We start from the raw sequence: 20,158 nt of genomic DNA, 5'->3' as shown, positions 1-20,158 counted from the left end.
CGGGCGGGGCCCTCACCGGCTGCCGACGGTCAGGGGCACCATGGCCGCGGCGGGGTCCAGCGCCGGTCCCTGCGGGATCGCGTGCATGATGCTCGTCGGCACAGGCGCGATGTCCGCGGCGTCGTACCCGAGCTTCGCCAGCACGTCAGCCGACGGGACCGGATAGCGCACCCCCTGGTCACTGATCAGCGCCAGCGTGCCCGCCACCGCGCCGAGCTGGCCCTCGCCGGGCAGCACCCCGGCCACCACGGCGCTGCCCGGCGGAAGCAGCACCTGGTCGAAGCGGTCCTGTACGCCTGAGCTCGACGGCGTCGGAATCGTGACCCTGCTGCCGACCGTCACCTTGGCCACGACCGAGCCGGCCGCCGTGTTCGGATAAACCGAGCAGAGCGGCGTCGTCCCGGACACGTTGATCGCTTTGGGCATGGTCGTCGGCAGGGTGGGGTCCATGACGTTCTGGCGCGAGGGCGAGGCGTTGGCCGAGGCCGCGTCGATCTGGATCTCCCGCGCCACCCGGTTGCCGTACGCCTTCTTGATGTTCGGGTCCTCCAGCAGCAGCCTGGCCTGGACGGGGGAGATGGGCGCCAGGCCGTCGTTGAGCAGCACGTACCACCGTGCGGCCGTACCCGGCATGGCCGGGACCACGAACACCTGCCCCACCGCCGCCGTGACCTTCCCGTTGGCCCGTACCTTCTTGCCGAGGTTCGCCACGTTCGGGCCCCTGAAGTCGTGGCCGACGGGCAGCGCGTTCAGCCATGCCGCCGGCACCTTCCTGGGCTGCGCGTTGAGCGCCCGCACGCCGTGCTCGTTGACGCGCATGCGGCGATTGCCCCAGATCACCCAGTTCTGCTGCCCGTCGGAGACCACCATCGCGTCCCCGCCCACGGGCCTCCCGCCGAGGTCGGTCCCCCCGACAAGGGTCGTGTACGGCTTGCGCCCGCCCGTGCTGTCGGGCCCCTCCACCACGCACACCGACCACGGCGCCTTGACCAGCTTCTTCCGGTCGGGCAGCGAGTCGGGCGCCCCGGAGATCCCGATGAGCGGCCCCCGGGCATACCCGGCCAGCGAGGCGGCGCTCACGCTCCGGGTCGTGATCTCCCCGGCGTCCAGCACGAGCCTGGCCGACACGTAGTTCGCCACCGGCAGCAGCCGGCGCTGCTGCTGGCTGTAGATGAACTTGGCCCCGCTCTCCTCCTCGACCAGCAACTGCCCCGGGTCGGTCAGCTTGGTCGCGTTCCCGGGCCGCACCAGCCCCCAGATCCCGAACACCGCCATCACCAGGACCCCGATCAGGATCCCGCCGAACGTGGCGACGTTCTGCCGGCGCATGGGGGACTCGGGGATGTCGGGCTCGGCCTGCAGGAGCGCCATGCCAAGCCTCTGCTGCATCAAGCGGTGTGCCTGATAGAGGTCCTTCTTGGTCTGCACAGCGCCTCCCCGCGTCAGAATCCGCGCATCAGCATAAACGCCTCAAACCCCACACGCCCCAATCCCCCCAATTCCCACCCACTCTCCCCCTTCACTCACCCACCCCCAACTCCCACCCCACCAACCCATCCCATCCCTCCCGACCACCACCCGCCACGGGCTCCCGCCCCACCCTCATCCGGCCCACTGCCGCCCCCAGCGCCCTACGACCACCGCCCACCTCGCAGCTCCCACCCCCGCCAATCCACCCCAGCCCCTCGACCACCGTCCAGGGCTTCGGGCCGCCCGCTGCTGACCCCAGCGCCCAGCGACCACCGCCCGCCTCGCGGCTTCCTCGCCACATCGCCCTGCCGGTTACGGAAGGAGTAACCCCCAGTACAGCGCCCACGGAACGAACACGACGCCGCCCGCCATCAGCAGCCCGACCCGCACCCTCTCGCCGACCGGAGCGGACCGCGGCCGCCGTACGAAGGTCAAGACAGTGCCCACGACGGTCGCGATCGCGAGAGCCTGGAGCGCGAGCCAGATGAGAGGCCGCTCCGCCACCAGAGGCCCCGGCGAGGCCAGCTTCCCCCCAGTCATGATCGAATAGAACAGGTAGAGGAACGCACCCACGACCACCGCGAGCCCACCGGCACTCACCAGCCATGCCCCCTTGACGGGCGCCGCCTCACCCTGCCCCGCCCTGTCGGCAGACGACCCCCCGCCGCGCCGCCGGATCCGGCGTACCAGGGCCACCACCGGATACCCCCCGAACGCGACCAGGAACAACACCAGCGCCGCGCCCTGAATGCCCGCCGACTCCCACCACTCGGCAGGCGGCACCGCCACGGTGTCGTCCGCCTGGACCGGCGCGGGCCCCGTCACCTGCGCCAGGGGCGCCCGCCCCGAGGTCGCCTCTCCCACCCAACTGCCGACCAGCTCCGCATAACCAGGAGCGAGCTCGGGCAGCCGCGTGACCCCACCATCAGGTGTCCGATGAGCGGCATGATCGGCATCCGCGAAGAACCGGAACGTGTACTGCCGGTTTCCCCCCTTCTCCAAGGCCTTGGCGAAGATGGGCGGCGTCTCCCGGGGTGGCGTCAGCAGGTCGTGTACGCCCCAGATCCCGAGCACGGGCTGCCGCAGGCTCGCGATGACCGGTTCCGGATCGTAGTAGGGCTCGGGAAACATCCCGGCGTCCGTGATCACCCGGTACAACGTGGGCTCGGCCCGATCGACGAACGACCCGTGCACCCCCGCCTTCCGCAACCCTGCCGCCACCGCCCAGGTCTGCTGCCGTAGTGGCTGCAGCGCGTTGGCGCCCACCACGATCACGAACGAGATGTCCTTGGACCGCGACGCCGCCAGCGGCGCCACCCATCCACCCTCGCTGAGGCCCCAGATCCCGACCTTCGCCGGATCGACCCCCGGTTGCCGCCGCAGCGTCTGCACGGCCCCCAGGGCGTCGTCGGCCAGTTGCGAGTACGACCTCTCGAACAGCGAATACCCCTCGGAACGCTTGTCGTAGATCAGCACCGACAGCCCTTGGCGGGCGAACGCCACGGCCTCGCCCAGCAGCTTGTTCCGTTTCGTCCCGGTCCCCGCCCCGTGCACCAGCACAACCCCGGCTCGCCCGCTCCGCGCCCGCACCGGACTGATCACGCTGCCGTGCAGCACCAGCCCGCCACTCCCTCGGAAGCTCACCTCGGCGGCCGCCAGGTCGTCGGGCACGTCCAGCCCTCCATCGGGCCCGGCTCCGGAGCGCGCCCCGACTCCACCTCCGAGCTGCCCGGCCCCGAGTCCCCGCTCCTGGACGCCCTGTCCGCCGACGTGTTCGGCCGAGAGCCCGACCGCTAAGTGTTCCGAAGGAGGGCTGGACGCAGCGGGCCCCACGGAAGTGCCGAGCAGTGAAGAACCACCAGAGGGTCCGGCCGCCAGAAGCGCGGCGGCGACGACCGCAAGAAGCTTTTGCATATCGCCGAACATACTCTGCAGAGAAACCTCGGCAAAGAGAAGTCTGCAGATATCGTTCGGGAGGACTACCCTCCTCCTCATGAAGGAGGACGAGACGAAGAACGACCACGAGCCGTTCATCCTCGACGACCCGGACAAGCTCAAGGCCCTGGCCCATCCCATGCGCCGCCGCATGCTGACCCACCTCAACATCCACGGCCCCGCCACCTCCACCACGTTGGGTGAGCTGCTCGGCGCCAAGACCGGCACCACGAGCTACCACCTGCGCCAGCTGGAGAAGTACGGCTTCATCGAGGAGATCCCCGAACGCTCGTCCGGCCGCGAACGCTGGTGGCGCCGCGCTGAGATCCCCAGGGACATGCGCTTTCCCAACCCCGACCAACTGGCCCCGGAGGACCGGGCAGTCCTGGGCGAGTTCCTGAGGGTCGGGTTCGAGGAGGACCGCGCCCTCATGGAACGCTTCCCGGCCGCCTACCGCGCCGACCCCGACTGGGCAAGGGGCTCAAGGGGCCTGGCCCGTATGACGAAGGAGGAGCTGAGCGAGTTCTACAACGCGTACATCGCGCTGCTCCTCAAATACAGCCACCGGCCGGAGGACGCCCCTCCGGACGCCCGCCCCGTCTACGTCCGCTTCTTCACCCTCCCCGCCGACGAACCCTGACCCCCACACCAACACAGCCCTCCACGCCGACGAACCCTGACCCCCACGCCCAACACAGCCCTCCACGTCGACGAGCCCTGGCGCATCCTCCACGGCCCGCGCAACCGCACGCGCCGACGAGACCTAACACACGCCCTTACACAACCCACGGCCCCACCTGGCGAGGGTCCGGGTACCCCCGGCAGCGCCGTCTGCTGAGGAACCGGGCGCACCCCCAACATCGCAAGGAGCCCTCTCACGGAGCACCACCATCACGCCGGGCACTACGACTGGGTGCTTCCGGGGCGGATGTCTGTGACGGGCAGGTCCCGCCGGGCGCGGAGGTCGGTCTCGTAGCCGGTGATCCTGAGGGGCTGGCTGCTCGGTCTCGTACGTCAGGCGTCGTCGGGGAGTGCCGCTTGGATGGGGGTGATGTTGCCCGTTCTCACCAGGAAGCCTCGGCCAGGAGGGCCGCCGACCGTTCCCCGGGGGAGTCGGATCGAGAAGATGTCGCCGTCGGCCTGGCTCTGGACGGCCAGCAGCACCCCGGTACGGGCCTTGCGCGTCTCGGCGACGAACCCGCGGTAGGCGACGGCCAGATCCCCGGTCGTGCCGGCGATCAGCAACCCATGATCGCCGTCCCGGCCCGACCGGTGCACCTCTTCCAGCGCCATCCCCAAGGGGCCGTCCGCGTTGATCAACTCGGCGTCGTCCACGAGCACCACGTACTGCTGCAGCTCCGCGACCAGCTCCGGCAGGTTGGCGGCGTTGCCGTCCAGCACGGCCAGCGCGCCGTTCAGCTCCCTTAACGGGCTGCGTCTGGGGGCGACGGCGATGACGGGCGTGCCCCGGGCGATGAGTGAATGGGCGGCGGTCAGCAGGACGGACGAGCGGCCGGAGCGGGACGGGCCGGCGATCACGGCGCCGGGCCCGTGGGCCAGCAGGTCGAGCCCGAGCGGCGCCAGGGAGTCGCCGCCGGCACCGATCAGTGCCCACAGCGGGGACGGGGGCGTGAACGTGGCGTCCAGGGCGAGCGCTTGGGATGCCGTGACGCGCATGGGGAGGGCGTCCACCCGCAAGGGGGGCTCGCCGTTCCACTGCCAGCCGCCCTGCCCGGCACCGGCGGATCGCCCGTGAGCGGGACCGGGGCTCCGTCGAGGGCTCGCCGAATCCGTCGTCGACGTGCGGGCCAGGGATTGGAACGCGGCGACCTGGGCCGGGCCCGACGGGTCGGAGGAGAGCAGCGCGATGTGGTGCTCCACGATGCCGTGCTCGCCCATCGAGAGCGCGCGGCCAGGCGGCATCGCCGAGGGCAGGCCCTTGAGGGGGAAGCCCGCCAGGCCGTAGTCGGAGGAGTCCGAGAGGCGCAGGAGCAATCGGTCGTCGAAGACGGTCGAGACCTGGCCGAGCAGGCCTGACCGGTCGCTGGTGACCACGGCCCTGAACCCGACCGCCGGGCCTTCGCGCATGAGCTGGAGCAGCGACTCGATCAGGCGGCCGTAGTCGTAGCTCTCGAAGGCGGCGACGAAGCCCTCCCAGCGATCGAGCATGAACACCAGCCAGGGCAGGCGGTGGCCGGCTTGGCGGTATTCGGCCAGGGAGGCGTGCCCGGCCTCGGCCAGGAGCTGCTGGCGGCGGCCGACCTCGGCACGCAGGCGGGTGAGCAGGCGTTCGACCCGGTCGATCTGGTCGCGGGTCACGACGGCGCCGCAGTGGGGCATCGTGACCAGGGGCAGGAGCGCCCCGGAGCCGCAGTCGACCGCGTGGACGTGGACGTCTTCCGGGGAGGAGTGGGCCGCGATGGAGCCCGCGATCGTGCGTAGCGCCGTCGATCGGCCGGAGCGGGCGGCCCCCGCGATGAGCAGGTGGCCTCCGTGGGCCAGGTCCAGCGCGAGAGGGCACCGGTCCTGCGCCCACGGACGGTCGGTCAGGCCGTAAGGCAGTGGTGGGACCTCGACGAACGCACCCGATGGGGATCCCGCGCCGTGGGGCTCCGGGTGGGACTGGAAGCGGTCAGGTTGCGCGCCGGCCGGTAGAGGGCCTCCGGAGGGGCGGTGGGTCGATGGATGGAGATGGCCTGGGCCCGCTGGATGAAGGGGCGCGGGGTGTCCGGGGAAGCCGAGGGAAGGTTGGGCCGAGCCCTTCACGGAGACCTGGACGTGGTCATGGGCGGCGATCCCTGGGATGTGCCTGGAAGCGCTCTTTATCGGGTTGGGAGGTGTCGCCTGTGATGCGGGGGAGTCGGCGTCGCCGGAAAGTGAGGATGCGGTCGCCGACGGTGGCGTGGTGAGGGCTGGGAGGTCCAGGACGAAGTGGGTGGGGAGGGGATCGAGCCAGGGACTGGGCTGGACGGGGACCGCGGTCAGGTGCGTGGCCTCGATCAGGGCGTCGGCGACCAGGGTCAGGTCGGTGACCGTCGAGTCCTCCTCCGGCTCCGGAGGGGGCGGCAGGGGTTTGCCCAGCGAGCGCCAGCTCACGTCGAGCACCCTGATGGCGGCGCCCGGCCCGGCGAGCGGGCCCGTCGAACCTGGCGCGGGGCTGCGGCCTCCTACCCTGGCCGTCTGTACGGCGGTCGCGGCCCCCACACCGGAACGGACATAGCAGCGGCCGGGCGTCGACTTGGAGATGTGGGCGGCGTCCGGGAGGTCGATGACGTCGGAGGACTCCGCGGGCTCGGTCACGCGCAGGGCGATGCGCAACGACGTGTTCGCCTGGATGTCGGCCGTGACCACGCCCGCAGGGCGCTGCGTGGCCAGGATGAGGTGGATGCCCAGCGAACGGCCACGGCGGGCGATGTCGACCAGGCCCGTGACGAAGTCGGGCAGCTCGGCCACCAGAGCGGCGAACTCGTCGATGATCAGCACCAGGCGCGGCATGCCCGTGCCCGTGTAGTCCTCGATGTCCTTGGCCCCGGCCGCCGCCAGCAGGCGCTCTCTCCGGCGGATCTCGGCCGCCAGCGAGTCGAGGGCCCGCTGGGTCAGGTGGCCGTCGAGGTCGCTGACCATGCCGACCGTGTGCGGCAGGCGTACACACTCCTTGAAGGCGGCGCCGCCCTTGTAGTCGATCAGCACGAACGTGAGCTGGTCGGGCCGGTTGGCCACCGCCAGCGAGCAGATCAGCGTCTGCAGCAGCTCCGACTTGCCCGCGCCCGTGGTGCCGGCGATCAGGCCGTGGGGGCCGTCGAGCCTGAGGTCGACCGAGAACGGGCCCTCGGGGCCGATGCCGATCAGCGCGCTCGTGGAGCCCTGGGCACGCCATCGCCCGGCCAGCTCCTGTCCGGACGGGCGAGGCATGCTCATCAGGTCGAGCAGGCGGACGGCGCCGGGGAGATTGCCCGACGGGTCGTCCCTGCTCACGTCGCGAATCGGGGACAGGGCCCTGGCCAGCCGGTCGGACCAGGTGGGGGAGACGAGGTCGCCCAGGATCGGGCCGATGACGTCGAGGCCGCCGCCGCGCAGGCGTACGAGACCGTCCGTGCCGCACGCGGCCACGGTCTGGCACTCCTCGGGCAGCAGCCGCTGGTCGTCGTCGATGGCGAGCGTGAACACCCCTGAACGCGGGCCCTGGCGCAGCACCTGCGGCATGTTGGGCAGGCCGCGCAGCACCTGGGCGCCGTCGAGGATCACCAGGACGTCGTACGGGCGCACGTCGTACGAGGAGAAGGTGGGCTTCTCCGGGCCTCCGAGGTCGTCCCAGCCGGTGGGGATCTTGCCCAGCTCGGGGATCGCGGTGTTCTGGCGTTCGTCGATGAGGGCGGCGAGCTCGGAGACGCGGCGGGCGGCCGACTCGGGGTCGGTGCCGATCAGCGCCACGCACTCCTCGCCCGCGCGGGGGGTGCAGTGCGGGAGCCAGCGCATCCAGCCCCAGCGGTGCTCGCCGTCGGCGTGCGCGGACACGATCACGATGGCCAGGTCGCGGGGGCTGTGCAGGGTCGCGGCCTGGGCGATCAGCCAGCTCGCGAGGCTGGTCGCCGCGGCGCGCGGGCCCGTGACGCCCGCCACGCCCAGCCTGCGCATGGGCAGCGCCACCGGAACGGAGTGGCACATCGGCGGATCGATGGGCCCGCCCTGCTCCTCCGACAGCTCCAGGTTGGCGGGCAGGTCGGCGAGCCCGACCCTGAGCCTGAGCGAGTCGGCGTCGTGGATCCGGCGCTCCCACAGCCGCCTGCGCGGCCCCGTGGCGGTGAGCAGCACCTGCGCCGGGTCGGGCGCGTCCGACCTGCGGGCGGCCTCGTCCGCCACCCTCGCCCGCTCGACGGCCTCGTCGTACGCCTGGAGCTGCTCGTTGTACTCCTTGAGCGCCTTTTTGTGCTGCTTCTTGCCATGGCGGCGGTCGCTCCACCACTGGCCGATCATGATGACCGGGGTCATGAGGGCGACGAGCAGGTAGTACGGCTGCTTCAGGGCGAACGCGAGCGTCACGCCGAGCACGGCGGGCAGGAGGGCGGCGAGCAACTGCAGGCGCAGGCCTTCGTTCCTGGAGGGCTCCTTGGGTTTGACGAACGTGCGCTCGGGCTCGGAGCGCCGGAGCCTGGGCGGGCGGTTGTAGGACACGCCTCCCTCGCTCCTGGGCGCCAGATGCGCGTCTTTGGGCTCGATCGACGTCAGCACGAACACCGACGAGCCACACGTGAGCACGGCCTGGTCGGGCCATTCGGTCCGCTCCGTGAGCGGACGGCCGTCGAGCTCGGGCACCTCCCCGTAGTCGGCGGCCAGCTCGGCCGCCTCCCGCTCCGCGACCCGGGCCGTGAGCTCGGCGACCTCCTCGGCCCACCTGCCCTTGAGCTTGAGCCTGGGCGCCTCGCCGGGCGGCCGCCCGGCGCGCTCGATGGTGATCGCGTCCGGCGTCACGCGTACGGTCACCGCTTCCGGGGCGAGGACGGGGTCGGCGGTGGTCATGGCGCACATCGGGTCGGAGCCGATGACGTGCACGCCCAGGCCCAGCCGGTGTACGGCGCCGGCCGCCGGGCCGCCCACCACGCGCACCTCGGCCACCCCGCCCGGCTCCTCGATGAGGGTTTCGCGGGCGAGCGCGGGGTCCAGCGTGATCTTGTCGCCGTCGCGCAGCACGGCGGCGGCCCGGGCGCGGGGGTCGAGCGGGCGGCCGTCACGCCACAGGGCCGGCGCCGCCCCTGCGGCGCTCGGCTGCGCCGTGACCGCCTGCGTCGCGGTGCGCTCCGGTCGGCGGGGGTGCGGCACGTGGGCGCCGGTGTCCTCGGGGGTCGACATGCCGTAGGGGGCTCGTGCTTTGGGCAGGCGGACGACCTTCGCCAGCGGCCCGTGATCGTTGAGCGCCTCGCTCACCCTCGCCACTGTGGCGCCGTCGTCGCCGTCGATCACGACGTCACGGTCGCCCTGCCCGCCGAGCACGGTGAGCATGATCCGCATGATGCCGTCTCCTCGCTCGGACCTCGGGCGCCCAAAGGTAGCGCCCGAGGCGAGGGTAGGCGGGTTGGTTGACGGCAATGGCATGGCTGGCTGGTGCTGGGGATGAGCGCGGGTTGGGGCTCCCGATGCCTGTGGATAACCGGTCTCCGCTCTTTGGCGGGGGTGGGCGGCTTGGTCGGGGCGGTGGGTGTGGGTGGCGCGGTGTATGGGATTGGTGTCCGTTTGGTTAGGTCGCGGGGCGTTGCGTCCGGCCGTGGGCGTGGTTGGGCGATTGGTGGTCGTCGGGCCGGGTGGGATAGGGGCTTGGGGTGGGTGGGGTAATGGGAGTGAATGGTGTGGTGGGTGTTATTGGGGTGGTGGCTAGCCGGAGAAATGGTCGTTCGTCAACTCGGTAGAAAGAACCGGCATCGATTATTCGGCATTGGCGTCCCGTCACCTGCGAAACAAGCATGGGTCCTCGCATTCCGCCCCCATGCCCCCTCCCCGCCCCACATAATGGCGGCAATTCCACGATTCAATTGGGAGCCCCCCACCCATGAGGACCAGTGAAAAGCCTGCCGCCAACGCGGCGGCGGGGTTGTCCGGCCCGGCCTCGCGCAAGCTCCCCGTGCCCCCTCGCGAACGCAAGCCGGCCCTCGCAGCCCTTGCCGTTCTGCTGATTCTGGGCGGCGCGCTGGCCACGACCCTGCTCGTGCTGCGCAGCGGCGATCGCGTCTCCGCGATCCGGGTGACGCAGCAGGTCGGCGCGGGCCAGAAGTTCACCGAGCAGATGCTGGAAGAGGTCCAGATCGCGGCCGACAGCGGCATCGACTACGTGAGCTGGTCGGAGCGGGGCAAGGTGGAAAACAGCTTCGCGACCGTCACGGTCCTCCCCGGCACGCTGTTCACGAGCCGCATGGGAGTCGGGCAGAGCAGCGAGCTGGGCCCGGGAAAGGCCACCGTCGGATTGGCCCTCAAGCCAGGGCAAATGCCCGCCGGAGTGGAAGCGGGTGACCGGGTCCAGGTGATATATGTGCCCAGCCGTTCGGCGCAGGGACAAACGCGGGTGCTGGCGGAAAGCGCTCTCGTGTTCTCGGTGGGCGACAAGTCCAGGACGGCGAATTCCGGCCAGATCACGGTAATAGTGGATTCATCAGCGTCGCCGGAAATAGTGGCGTTCGCCTCCAGCGGTGAGATCGCGGTGGCCGAGCTACCGGGGGCACGCTGACGTGGCGCTGATCGTACTGGCCGCCGACAAGGGCGCGCCGGGTGTGACGACCGCGGCGACCGCCCTGGCGGCGGTGTGGCCGCGCCCCGTGCTGCTGGCCGAATGCGACCCGGCGGGCGGTGACCTCGCCTACCGGCTCCCGGCCGCCGACGGCGGCGTGCTGAACCCCGGCAAGGGACTGCTCACCCTCGGCGCCACGGCGCGGCGCGGGCTCGAGCCCGCCCAGATCCACCAGCACACGCAGAAGATCGTCGGCGGTCTCGACGTGCTGGTCGGGCTCACGCACGGCGAGCAGGCCGCCGGGCTCACCTGGCTGTGGGGCCCGCTGGGCAGGGCGCTCGCCGGCATCCCGAACGCCGACGTGATCGCCGACTGCGGCCGCCTCGGCGCGCACGCGCAGCTCGGCGACCTGCTCGCCGAGGCCGAGCAGGTCGTGCTGCTCACCAGGGCCACCCTCGACCACGTCGCCCACCTGCGCGAACGCCTCCAGATCACCAAGGCGCACGGCGTCGCCGTGATCGCCGACCCGCGAAACTACCGTGCCTCCATCGACGACGTACGCAGGATCGTCGGCCCGGCCGTCCAGTACGTGTACGGCCTCGCGCACGACCCCAAGGGCGCCGAGCTGCTGCGCGGCCAGTGGGGCGGACGGCTCGACCGGTCCCTGCTCATCCGCACCGCGAGAGACCTGGCGGGAAGGCTGGTGAGCCACCGATGATCGATCACTCGCTGGTCAAGCGCTTCCGCCAGGAGGTCGGCGACCGCCTGGCCCACCAGCGCCGGCTCGACCAGGCCAACGGCCTGCCCCCGATGACGGGGGAGGACGAGCGCCAGTTCGCCCGGGCGCTGATCTCCCAGGTCCTGGAGGAGCACGCCCGCAATGAGATCGGCCTCGGCCGCACGCCGCCCACAGTCGAGGAGGAAGAGGCGCTCGCGGCCGGCATCCACGCCGCGCTGTTCGGCGTGGGCAGGCTGCAGCCGCTGCTCGACGACCCCCAGGTCGAGAACATCGACATCAACGGCTGCGACAGGGTGTTCGTCAGCTACGCCGACGGTCAGGAGCTCATGCACGACCCGGTCGCCGAGTCCGACGACGAGCTGATCGAGCTCATCCAGATCCTGGCGGCGTACTCGGGCCTGTCGAGCAGGCCCTTCGACACCGCCAACCCGCAGCTCGACCTGCGCCTCCCCGACGGCTCCAGGCTGAGTGCCGTCATGGACGTCACCGTCAGGCCGGCGGTCTCGATCCGCCGCGCCCGCCTCGGCAAGGTCTTCCTATCCGACTTGGCAGGCAACGGCACGATAAGTCGGGACATATCGAGGTTCTTGACGGCCGCCGTCGCCGCCCGCAAGAACATCATGATCGCCGGATCCACCAACGCCGGCAAGACCACCCTGCTGCGGGCCCTGGCCAACGAGATCCAGCCCACCGAGCGCCTCATCACCGTCGAACGAGCCCTGGAGCTGGGCCTCGACCAGTTCCCCGAGCTCCACCCCAACGTCGTCGCCTTCGAGCAGCGCCTGCCCAACTCCGAGGGCCAGGGCGAGATCTCCATGGCCGAGCTGGTCAGACGCTCGTTGAGGATGAACCCCAGCCGCGTCATCGTCGGCGAGGTCCTCGGCGACGAGATCGTCACCATGCTCAACGCGATGACCCAGGGCAACGACGGCTCCCTGTCGACCATCCACGCCAACTCCAGCATGGAGGTCTTCAACCGCATCTCCACCTACGCCCTGCAGGCCAGCGAACGCCTGCCCATCGACGCGACCCACATGCTCATCGCGGGCGCCATCGACTTCGTCGTCTTCATCACGAAGCGCAACGACTACCACGTCGGCGGCACCCTGCGCCGCTACGTCTCCAGCATCCGCGAGGTCAACGGCTGCGACGGCCGCGTCCTGTCGAGCGAGGTGTTCGTGCCGGGCCCCGACGGCACCGCCGTCCCGCACGCGCCGGTCTCCTGCCTGGACGAGCTCGCCGCCCACGGCTACCTGCCAGGGGGGTGGTGACGAGGTGATCTTCGACCCGTTCGCACTGCTGGCCGGAGCGATCATAGGCGGCGGCCTGTTCCTGTTCTTCGTCTCCCTGTACGGCATGCGCCCCCGCCCGCCCCAGCCCAAGCGCCACCTGCTCAAGATGCTGACCACCCGCACCGCGATAGCCGCGGTCGCGGCCGGACTCGTCCTGATCATCACCGGCTGGCCGGTCATGGCGGTGGGCACGGTGCTGCTCGTGTTCGCCTGGCGCGGCCTGTCGGGCGGGGCCGCCGAGGAGCGCGCCGCCATGCGCCGGCTCGAAGGGCTCGCCGCCTGGACCGAGTCCCTGCGTGACACGATCGCCGGCGCGGCCGGGCTCGAACAGGCCATCCCGTCGTCCATCAGGGCCGCCGCGCCCATGCTCAGGCCCCACCTGCGCGCCATGATCGACCGGCTGCACACGAGGATGGCGCTGCCGGAGGCGCTGGCGCTGTTCGCCGACGAGCTCGACGACCCGTCGGCCGACCTCGTGGTGGCCGCGCTCATCCTCAACTCCCGGCTGCGCGGCCCCGGCCTGCGCGACGTGCTGGGCGCGCTGGCCGTCTCGGCCCGCGAAGAGCTCGACATGCGCCGCCGCGTCGAGGCCGAACGCCGCTCGACCAGGCGCAGCGTCCAGATCGTGGTGATCACCGCGCTCGTCTTCGCCGGGCTCCTCATCCTGTTCAACCCCTCCTACGTGGCCGAGTACGAGGGCCTGCTGGGCCAGGCCGTGCTCGTGGTGGTCGCGGGGCTGTTCGGAGCGGGGTTCGCCTGGATGCGGCGGCTGGCCAGGTTCGACAAGCCGACCCGGCTGCTCATGGGAGGAGGCGGCGGCGATGGTTGAGGGTGCGCTGGGCGGGGCCGTATTAGGGCTCGGCCTGTTCGTGCTGCTGCGGGCGCTCTTCCCGGCCCGCCCGGGGCTGGTGGCGCGGCTGCTCGCGCTCGACGCCGTGCGCGAGGACGCGGGCGCTCCGAGCATCCAGCTCCTGCTGCCCGAGGAGGAGGTCAGCGCGTTCCGCCGCGGCCTGGGCGCCCGCCTGGCCCGCCTGTACGCGGCCCGCGGCTGGGAGGTCAGGTCGATCAAGGCGGACCTGGCGCTGCTCGGCCGCTCGTTCGAGGCGTTCCTGGCCGGCAAGGTGTTGCTGGCGGCCAGCGGCCTGCTGGCCTTCCCACTGCTGCTCGGCTGGCTGGTGCTCATGGAGTGGGGCACCTCGCTCGCCATCCCGTTCTGGGCCGCCGTGCTCGTCGCGCTGCTGTTCTTCTTCCTGCCCGACCTCCAGATACGCAAGGACGCGGCGGCCAGGCGGCGTGACTTCCGCCATGTGGTCGGCGCGTTCCTCGACCTCGTCTCCATGAACCTGGCCGGCGGCCGCGGCGTCCCCGAGGCCCTCATGATGGCCGTCTCGGTCAGCGGCGAGCAGCCCAACTGGGCGATGGGCCGCATCCGCGACGCGCTCAGCGGCGCCAGGATCGTCGGCATCACCCCATGGCAGGCGCTCGGCCAGCTCGGCGAGGAGATCAACATCGACGAGCTGCGCGACCTGTCCGCCGCGCTCGGCCTGGTGGCCGACGACGGCGCCAAAGTACGCGCGTCGCTGACGGCGAGGGCCGCGACGTTGCGCCGCCGCGAGCTGGCGGAGATCGAGGGCAGGGCCGGCGAGCGGTCGCAGTCGATGCTCGTGGCCCAGCTGCTGCTCTGCGCCGGTTTCGTGATCTTTCTCAGTTTTCCCGCCGCTATGAAGATGTTGGGGTCCTGATGAACCATCCCTGGATCGTTTACCTCACCGCGTACCTGGGTGTCCGCATCCAGCGCGCCCGCACCGCCCCCACCCGCGGGGCCTCCGCCGTCGAGTGGGTGATCATCACCGCCATCATCGCCGGTGTCGCGCTCGGGTTGGCCACCTTGATCAAGTCGCTGGTCGAAGGAAGGCAGAACGATCTCCAAGGCACCTTCGGCGGTGGCGGTGACACCGGTGGTAATCCGTAGGAGAGGCGAGCGGGGCGCGACGGTGATCGAGCTGGCCATCCTCATGCCGATCATCCTGGCGGTCGCGCTGCTCATCGTGCAGGTGGCGCTCTGGTTCCATGCCCGCCAGGTCGCGGAGGCCGCCGCCCAGGAGGGTGCGCGCGTGGCCAGGGCAGCGCCGTTCGACTCCGGCGACTGGCCGGGCCAGGCCACCGCCAAGGCCACCGACATCATCAAGGCCGTCGGCCCGAAGCTGCTCCAGAGCGCCAAGGCCACGACGTCCGAGAAGGAACCGGACGAGCGCTTCGTCACCGTGACCGGCAGCGCCGTACAGGTCATCCCGCTGCTGCCCGAGCTGACGTTCACGATCACCGCCACCGCGGGCGGGCCGGTCGAGTGCTTCCGCCCGGACAACGGCGGCGGGGACTGCTCGTGAGGCGGGCGGAGCGCGGCTCCATGGCCGTGGAGACCGTGATGCTGGCCCCGCTCTTCCTGCTGTTCCTCATGTTCCTGGCGGGAGCGGGGGTGCTGGTGGAGTCGCAGGGGCGGGTCAACGGGGCGGCCAGGGACGCGGCCCGGGCCGCGTCGGTGCAGCGCACGCTCGACGACGCCGAGGCCGCGGCCAAGGCCATCGCCGACAGCACGCTGACCGGGCCCTGCGGGTCCCCGTCCGTGTCGTTGGACGGCTCCGCGTGGGAGCAGGGCGGCCAGGTCCAGGCCGAGGTGAGCTGCGAGCTGGACCTCGGCTTCCTGGGGTTCGGCGGCGTCAAGCGGATGACCGGCACGGCGGTGGTGCCGATCGAGCAGTTCAGGAGGGTCGAATGAGGGAGCGGGGGTCGATGTCGGTGTTCACCGTGCTGTTCTCCGTCGTCGTGTTCCTGCTGGCCGGGCTTCTCGTGGACGGCGGCGCGGCGATCAACGCCCGGCTGCGCGCGGCCGACGTGGCCGAGCAGGCCGCGCGGGCCGGCGCCGACGAGATCGACGTCGACCACCTGCGCTCCACCGGCCAGACCCGGCTGCTCGGCGAGGACCAGGTGTGCGCCAGGGCCGACGAGATCGTCGCCGCGCAGGGCGGCGAGGGCGTGACCCGCGGCGAGTGCACCGTCGGCCAGGGGCAGGCGCAGGTGACGGTCACCGTGTCGGTGCCCTGGAAGGCGTTCTTCCTGAGCGCGATCGGCTTTCCCGGCACCGAGATGACCGGCCGGGCCGTCGCCGCACCCGAAGCGAGATAGACCGAAACTCACCGGTCGATGGATCGGTGAGCGTACGAGCACGACCCTGGACGGCGGAAGGGAGAGACGATGCCGACGCGAGAGCCCGCGCGCCCACACGGACGTCACACGCCCGTGCGCGTCAAGGCCAGGCGCAGCACCGGAGACGTGCTCGCCGGCATCGGATCGCTGATCGTGCTGGTCGCGCTCGTGGGCGGGGTGCCGTACGCGCTGCTCACGTTCGTGGGGCCGCCGATCGCGCCCGAGCTGCTCGACCTCGACCTGCTCACCAGCCGCGTCGGCCCGAGCACCGTCGTGGCCGTGCTGGTGCTGCTGGTGTGGCTGGCCTGGTTCCAGCTGTTCGTGTGCGTGCTGGTCGAGGTGTACGCGGGCGTGCGCAGGGTCGGCATGCCGGCCCGCGTGCCGCTCTCCGGAGGCACGCAGGCGCTGGCCAACAAGCTCGTCGGCGCGGTGCTGCTGCTGTTCACGGCGGGTGCGATGGTCGTGCCGCTGGCCAAGCTGGCGCCCACGCCGGCCGCCACGCCCGTGACGGCGGTCGCGTACTCCGCGCCGATCGTCGAGAAGACGACCCTCGACACGCACAAGACCAAGAAGGTGTACGTGGTGCAGCCGCCGCACGGCCGGCACCACGAGAGCCTGTGGGAGATCGCTGAGAAGTGCCTCGGCGACGGCCGCCGATATCCCGAAATTTACCGGCTTAATCAGGCGAAGGAGCAGCCAGACGGCTCCCGCCTGCGCATGGCCGACCTGATCAGGCCCGGCTGGGTGCTCGACATGCCGGACGACGCCAGGCACGCCCACGTCGTCCCCGTCGACCAGCCCCGCGAGCAGACCCTGCGCGAGCACCCCGGCAGGGCGTCGGTGGGCCAGCACGCGGACCGGCACGCCGACTCGAAGACCGGCCAGGCCGAGAAGAAGGTCGAGGCCAAGCACCGCCAGCCGGATCAACAGCAGCAGCAGCCCGACCGGCCGCAGGCCACCATCCGGCAGAGCCAGACGACCGACCTGACCGACTACCTCGCCACGGCCTCGCTGGCCGCCGCGGGCCTGCTGGTCGTGCTGGCCAGGCGACGCCGCGAGCAGCTCTGGCGCAGGGTGTTCGGCCGCCGGATCGCCCGCCCGCGCGACGACGCCGCCCAGGCCGAGGTCGCGCTGAGGCTGGGCGGCGACGCGCCGGGCGCCCGCATCCTCGACATCGGCCTGCGGCTGCTCGGCGCCGAGCTGGCCGCCCAGAACCGCACGCCGCCCACCGTGTACGGGGCGCACCTGTCGGCCCGCACGCTCGACCTGTGGATCCACCCGCCGGACGGCGACGCGCCCGCCCCGTGGATGGCCCAGGACGGCGGCCAGGTATGGCGGCTGCCCGCGCACGAAGGGCGCCTGCTGGAGGAACAGGCGAGCGGGGCGCCGTACCCCGGGCTGGTCTCCATCGGCACGGACGCCAGCGGCCGCGTGCTCATCGACCTGGAAGCCGCGCAGGGCCTGATCAACGTGCGCGGCCCGCAGACCACGGCCGCGCTGGCCGCCCTCGCCGTCGAGCTGGCCACCAACCGCTGGTCCGACCGCATGCGCATCACGCTCGTCGGCTTCGGCGAGGAGCTGACCGCCATCGCGCCCGACCGCATCAGGGCCGTCGGCGGCCTGGCCGAGGTGCTGCCCGAGCTGGAGGCGATCGCCGCGCCGCGCAGGGAGGTGCTGACTGGGCGCATCACCGGCAGCCCGCGCGACGCCCACTACCTGCTGTCCGCGGTCGCGCCCACGCACGAGGAGGCCCGGCGCCTGGCGCTGCTGGCCCGCCGGGACACCGCCGGTTACGTGCTGGCGGGCGAGGTCCCGCACGCCACCTGGACGCTGGAGATCGGCGACGACGGCCGGGCCAGGATGGCCGAGCTGGGCTTCGACGTGCAGGCCCAGCTGCTGCCCCGCCGCCACTACCAGGCATTGATCGACCTGTTCCGCACGGCCTCCCAGGTCGACGGCGAGGCCGTCTCCGAGGCCGAGCCGCTGGCGGGGCTGCACCCGCCCGCCGTCGAGATCAGGATGCTCGGCCCCATCGAGGTCATCGGCCTGCGGCCCCTGGAGGAGGGCCGGCTGGCGCTGGCCGCGGAGCTGCTGGTCTACCTGGCCACGCATCCCGGCGGCGTGCACCCCTCGGTGCTGGGCGGGGTGCTCTGGCCGCGCGGCGTGCAGGACATGGTCAGGGACGCCACGATCGCCAGGGTCGCCGAATGGCTCGGGCGGGAGCACCTGCACACCGACGAGGCCGGCCGGATCAGCCTGGGGCCCGAGGTGCGTACGGACTGGGCGCTGTTCCGCGAGCTCGTACGCCGCTCGCACGGCGACCCCACGGCCCGGGCCGTCCTGCTGGAGAAGGCGCTCGGCCTGGTCAGGGGCCCGCTGCTGAGCGGCCGCCAGCCGGGCAGGTACGCCTGGCTGGCGGCCGAGGACCTGGAGTACGACGTGGCCGCCGAGGTGGCCGACGCGGCGCACCAGCTCTGCGAGCTGCGGCTCGCGCACGGGCAGCCGGACGCCGCGGTGGCCGCCGTACGCGCGGCCCTGCTGCTGGCGGTGGACGACGAGGGCCTCTGGCGCGACCTGCTGCGGGCCACGCACGCCACCGAGGACACCGTACGGCTGCGCGCCGTCGTCGAGGGGCTGACCCGTAGGGCGGCCTCGCACCCGTACGGCGGCGGGATGGCCCCGGAGACCGAGGCACTGATCGAGGAACTGCTGCCCACGTGGCGCATCCATGTGGTGAGGGAGTCGTCGGCATGAGACGAGTCGTGCTGCTGCTGGTGATCGTCCTGGCGGGCTGCGGGCAGGCCGAGCGCCCGTACACGCCCGCGGCGGAGCCCACCCCGGCGAAACCCTCCGGGAAAGCCGCGCAGCCGGAGGAGACGCTGCCCGCCGGCCCCCAGAGCATCGCCATCGGCGACGGCCTGCGCGTGCGGGTGGAGTGGCCGGCCGACCCCGACCCGCTGTTGAAGGTCATCGTCGACCAGTACGTGGGCACCCGCCAGGCGGTCGTCGAAGGGACCCGCGGCTACCGGCGCAATCTGGAGATCCAGGCCGAGGAGCAGGCGACGGAGTGGGTGAACGAGTTCATCGACGAGGAGCAGTCGATGCGCGGGACGGGCCGGCTCTACAACCTGCGGGTCAGCGCCCGCATGGGCAAAGGCGCTCAGATCAACGCATGCGTGGACGAGTCAAGCGTACGGATGATCTCCTCGCGCACCGGGAAGGCCGTCGCGCCCCAACCCGATTGGCTGCGCACCCCCTACGGCCAGAGCGTGGTCGTCCATCGCGGTGACGACGGGGTGTGGCGCATCAGGTCCTACATCACCTCCACAGAGAGATGCACCCGATGAAACCTTTGCTCGCGGTACTGCTCGCGGTGCCGCTGACGCTCGGTCCGACCCCGGGACCCGGCGATGTGGACGTCAGCGGGGACCAGCGCGGGCGGACGACGAGCCTGAGCCTGGAGGCCAGCACCATCAAGATCACCGGTGACGGCAAGGGCGGCTCGGGCGACGGCTACCGCATCCCGCGGCCCTGCTGGTACGAGCCCAGCCTGGACGCCGAGGAGATGTTCCGGCTGCACACCGAAGGCGCGGGCCCGGCCAGGCGGGCGGGCATCGACGAGGACAGCTTCCGGGCCTTCGTCCAGCAGTTCAAGGACAAGCTCGGCAAGCCGGGCCGGTGGTGGGTGCCCGCGTACAACAAGGCCGACCCGAACGGCGCCGCCTGCTGGGGCGGCCTCGAACAGTTCATCTTCATGCCCCCGAACACCACGCCGCCGTCCGGGATCACGATCGAGCAGCTGGCGCAGATCGCCAGGGCCGCGCTGACCGTCCCGGAGCCGACGGTCAAGCTGAACCCCGACGCCAAGAGCTTCGTCAACCTCCCGACCTACGTCTGGCTGGAGAACGTCGGCCAGCCGCGCCGCACGGTCACGGCCTCGATCCCCGGCGTCATGAGCGTGACCCTGGTGGCGACGCTGCAGGACATCAAGATCGACCCGGGCACGACCAAGGACCGGGCCGAGGTACACGAGGAGGGCTGCGGGCCGTCCGGGAAGCCGTACACGAAGGGCGCCCAGTTCACCTGCGGCGTGCGTTACCTGCGCTCGGCGATCGACCAGCCGCGCGAGAAGTACACGCTGACCGTCACCACCGTCTGGCCGGTCCAGGTGGCCGACAACGTGGTGCCGTTCCAGTTCGCGCCCGTACAGGTCGGAGCCAGCCGGGACGTGCCGGTCGGCGAGATCCAGAGCAACGTCAAGCCGTGAGCGGCGGGCCGGGCCGCTGAGGGGCCGCTGAGGGGCCG

The 20,158-nt window shown here is 71.7% G+C and carries 16 protein-coding genes; 13 read left to right on the top strand and 3 right to left on the bottom strand.

Annotated elements, in window-relative coordinates:
• Positions 1–12 precede the first annotated feature (12 nt).
• Positions 13–1,428 (bottom strand): type VII secretion protein EccB, encoded by a 1,416-nt coding sequence (gene eccB / locus AB0L65_RS11000; RefSeq protein WP_364243175.1) that lies wholly within the window; start codon positions 1,426–1,428, stop codon positions 13–15.
• A 354-nt stretch (positions 1,429–1,782) separates the two neighbouring features.
• Positions 1,783–3,141: an alpha/beta hydrolase gene (locus AB0L65_RS10995; protein WP_364243172.1), complete on the bottom strand. Its 1,359-nt coding sequence runs from the start codon at positions 3,139–3,141 to the stop codon at positions 1,783–1,785.
• Between the two features lie 322 nt (positions 3,142–3,463).
• Here AB0L65_RS10995 and AB0L65_RS10990 point away from each other — a divergent pair, with 322 nt between their 5' ends.
• A complete protein-coding gene (locus tag AB0L65_RS10990; RefSeq protein ID WP_364243169.1) occupies positions 3,464–4,045 on the top strand; it encodes a helix-turn-helix domain-containing protein in 582 nt (193 codons plus the stop codon).
• Between the two features lie 374 nt (positions 4,046–4,419).
• On the opposite strand, the gene AB0L65_RS10985 is transcribed toward AB0L65_RS10990, so the two are convergent.
• On the bottom strand, positions 4,420–9,411 hold the full coding sequence (locus tag AB0L65_RS10985; protein ID WP_364243166.1) for an FtsK/SpoIIIE domain-containing protein: 4,992 nt from the start codon (positions 9,409–9,411) through the stop codon (positions 4,420–4,422).
• A gap of 535 nt (positions 9,412–9,946) precedes the next feature.
• On the opposite strand from AB0L65_RS10985, the gene AB0L65_RS10980 reads away from it, so the two are divergent.
• From AB0L65_RS10980 to AB0L65_RS10925, 12 genes are all read left to right on the top strand, one after another.
• Positions 9,947–10,618 (top strand): hypothetical protein, encoded by a 672-nt coding sequence (locus AB0L65_RS10980; RefSeq protein WP_364243163.1) that lies wholly within the window; start codon positions 9,947–9,949, stop codon positions 10,616–10,618.
• Between the two features lies 1 nt (position 10,619).
• A complete protein-coding gene (locus tag AB0L65_RS10975; RefSeq protein ID WP_350728306.1) occupies positions 10,620–11,336 on the top strand; it encodes a hypothetical protein in 717 nt (238 codons plus the stop codon).
• Complete coding sequence (locus tag AB0L65_RS10970; protein ID WP_350728307.1) at positions 11,333–12,628, top strand: ATPase, T2SS/T4P/T4SS family; 1,296 nt, start codon at positions 11,333–11,335, stop codon at positions 12,626–12,628. Before AB0L65_RS10975 ends, AB0L65_RS10970 begins: the two co-directional genes overlap by 4 nt.
• Positions 12,629–12,632: 4 nt before the next feature.
• A complete protein-coding gene (locus AB0L65_RS10965; protein WP_364243160.1) occupies positions 12,633–13,478 on the top strand; it encodes a type II secretion system F family protein in 846 nt (281 codons plus the stop codon).
• Complete coding sequence (locus AB0L65_RS10960; protein WP_364243157.1) at positions 13,471–14,391, top strand: type II secretion system protein; 921 nt, start codon at positions 13,471–13,473, stop codon at positions 14,389–14,391. The genes AB0L65_RS10965 and AB0L65_RS10960 overlap by 8 nt, the downstream gene beginning before the upstream one ends.
• Positions 14,391–14,621 carry a hypothetical protein gene (locus AB0L65_RS10955; RefSeq protein ID WP_350728310.1) on the top strand — a complete coding sequence of 77 codons (231 nt, stop codon included), beginning with the start codon at positions 14,391–14,393 and terminating at the stop codon, positions 14,619–14,621. The genes AB0L65_RS10960 and AB0L65_RS10955 overlap by 1 nt, the downstream gene beginning before the upstream one ends.
• Positions 14,608–15,036, top strand: a complete 429-nt coding sequence (locus tag AB0L65_RS10950; RefSeq protein ID WP_364243155.1) for a TadE/TadG family type IV pilus assembly protein — start codon at positions 14,608–14,610, stop codon at positions 15,034–15,036. Before AB0L65_RS10955 ends, AB0L65_RS10950 begins: the two co-directional genes overlap by 14 nt.
• Complete coding sequence (locus tag AB0L65_RS10945; RefSeq protein WP_357726163.1) at positions 15,033–15,425, top strand: TadE/TadG family type IV pilus assembly protein; 393 nt, start codon at positions 15,033–15,035, stop codon at positions 15,423–15,425. The genes AB0L65_RS10950 and AB0L65_RS10945 overlap by 4 nt, the downstream gene beginning before the upstream one ends.
• On the top strand, positions 15,422–15,832 hold the full coding sequence (locus AB0L65_RS10940) for a flp pilus-assembly TadE/G-like family protein (RefSeq protein ID WP_350728313.1): 411 nt from the start codon (positions 15,422–15,424) through the stop codon (positions 15,830–15,832). Before AB0L65_RS10945 ends, AB0L65_RS10940 begins: the two co-directional genes overlap by 4 nt.
• Before the next feature lie 69 nt (positions 15,833–15,901).
• On the top strand, positions 15,902–18,607 hold the full coding sequence (locus tag AB0L65_RS10935; protein ID WP_364243151.1) for a BTAD domain-containing putative transcriptional regulator: 2,706 nt from the start codon (positions 15,902–15,904) through the stop codon (positions 18,605–18,607).
• Positions 18,604–19,200: a hypothetical protein gene (locus tag AB0L65_RS10930; protein WP_364243148.1), complete on the top strand. Its 597-nt coding sequence runs from the start codon at positions 18,604–18,606 to the stop codon at positions 19,198–19,200. The genes AB0L65_RS10935 and AB0L65_RS10930 overlap by 4 nt, the downstream gene beginning before the upstream one ends.
• Positions 19,197–20,120 carry a hypothetical protein gene (locus AB0L65_RS10925; RefSeq protein WP_364243146.1) on the top strand — a complete coding sequence of 308 codons (924 nt, stop codon included), beginning with the start codon at positions 19,197–19,199 and terminating at the stop codon, positions 20,118–20,120. Before AB0L65_RS10930 ends, AB0L65_RS10925 begins: the two co-directional genes overlap by 4 nt.
• Positions 20,121–20,158: the final 38 nt, after the last annotated feature.

The sequence above is a fragment of the Nonomuraea sp. NPDC052116 genome, from assembly GCF_040680035.1.
Lineage (GTDB): Bacteria > Actinomycetota > Actinomycetes > Streptosporangiales > Streptosporangiaceae > Nonomuraea > Nonomuraea angiospora_A.
Note: the sequence above shows the minus strand (reverse complement) of the source record. Positions and strands in the feature narration are given on the sequence as shown.

What these genes read in the sequence shown, in the direction of transcription:
- AB0L65_RS10990 (WP_364243169.1), top strand. Translation starts at nt 3,464, where the DNA reads ATGAAGGAGGACGAGACGAAGAACGACCACGAGCCGTTCATCCTCGAC.
- AB0L65_RS10985 (WP_364243166.1), bottom strand. Translation starts at nt 9,411, where the DNA reads ATGCGGATCATGCTCACCGTGCTCGGCGGGCAGGGCGACCGTGACGTC.
- AB0L65_RS10980 (WP_364243163.1), top strand. Translation starts at nt 9,947, where the DNA reads ATGAGGACCAGTGAAAAGCCTGCCGCCAACGCGGCGGCGGGGTTGTCC.
- AB0L65_RS10970 (WP_350728307.1), top strand. Translation starts at nt 11,333, where the DNA reads ATGATCGATCACTCGCTGGTCAAGCGCTTCCGCCAGGAGGTCGGCGAC.
- AB0L65_RS10960 (WP_364243157.1), top strand. Translation starts at nt 13,471, where the DNA reads ATGGTTGAGGGTGCGCTGGGCGGGGCCGTATTAGGGCTCGGCCTGTTC.
- AB0L65_RS10955 (WP_350728310.1), top strand. Translation starts at nt 14,391, where the DNA reads ATGAACCATCCCTGGATCGTTTACCTCACCGCGTACCTGGGTGTCCGC.
- AB0L65_RS10940 (WP_350728313.1), top strand. Translation starts at nt 15,422, where the DNA reads ATGAGGGAGCGGGGGTCGATGTCGGTGTTCACCGTGCTGTTCTCCGTC.
- AB0L65_RS10935 (WP_364243151.1), top strand. Translation starts at nt 15,902, where the DNA reads ATGCCGACGCGAGAGCCCGCGCGCCCACACGGACGTCACACGCCCGTG.
- AB0L65_RS10930 (WP_364243148.1), top strand. Translation starts at nt 18,604, where the DNA reads ATGAGACGAGTCGTGCTGCTGCTGGTGATCGTCCTGGCGGGCTGCGGG.
- AB0L65_RS10925 (WP_364243146.1), top strand. Translation starts at nt 19,197, where the DNA reads ATGAAACCTTTGCTCGCGGTACTGCTCGCGGTGCCGCTGACGCTCGGT.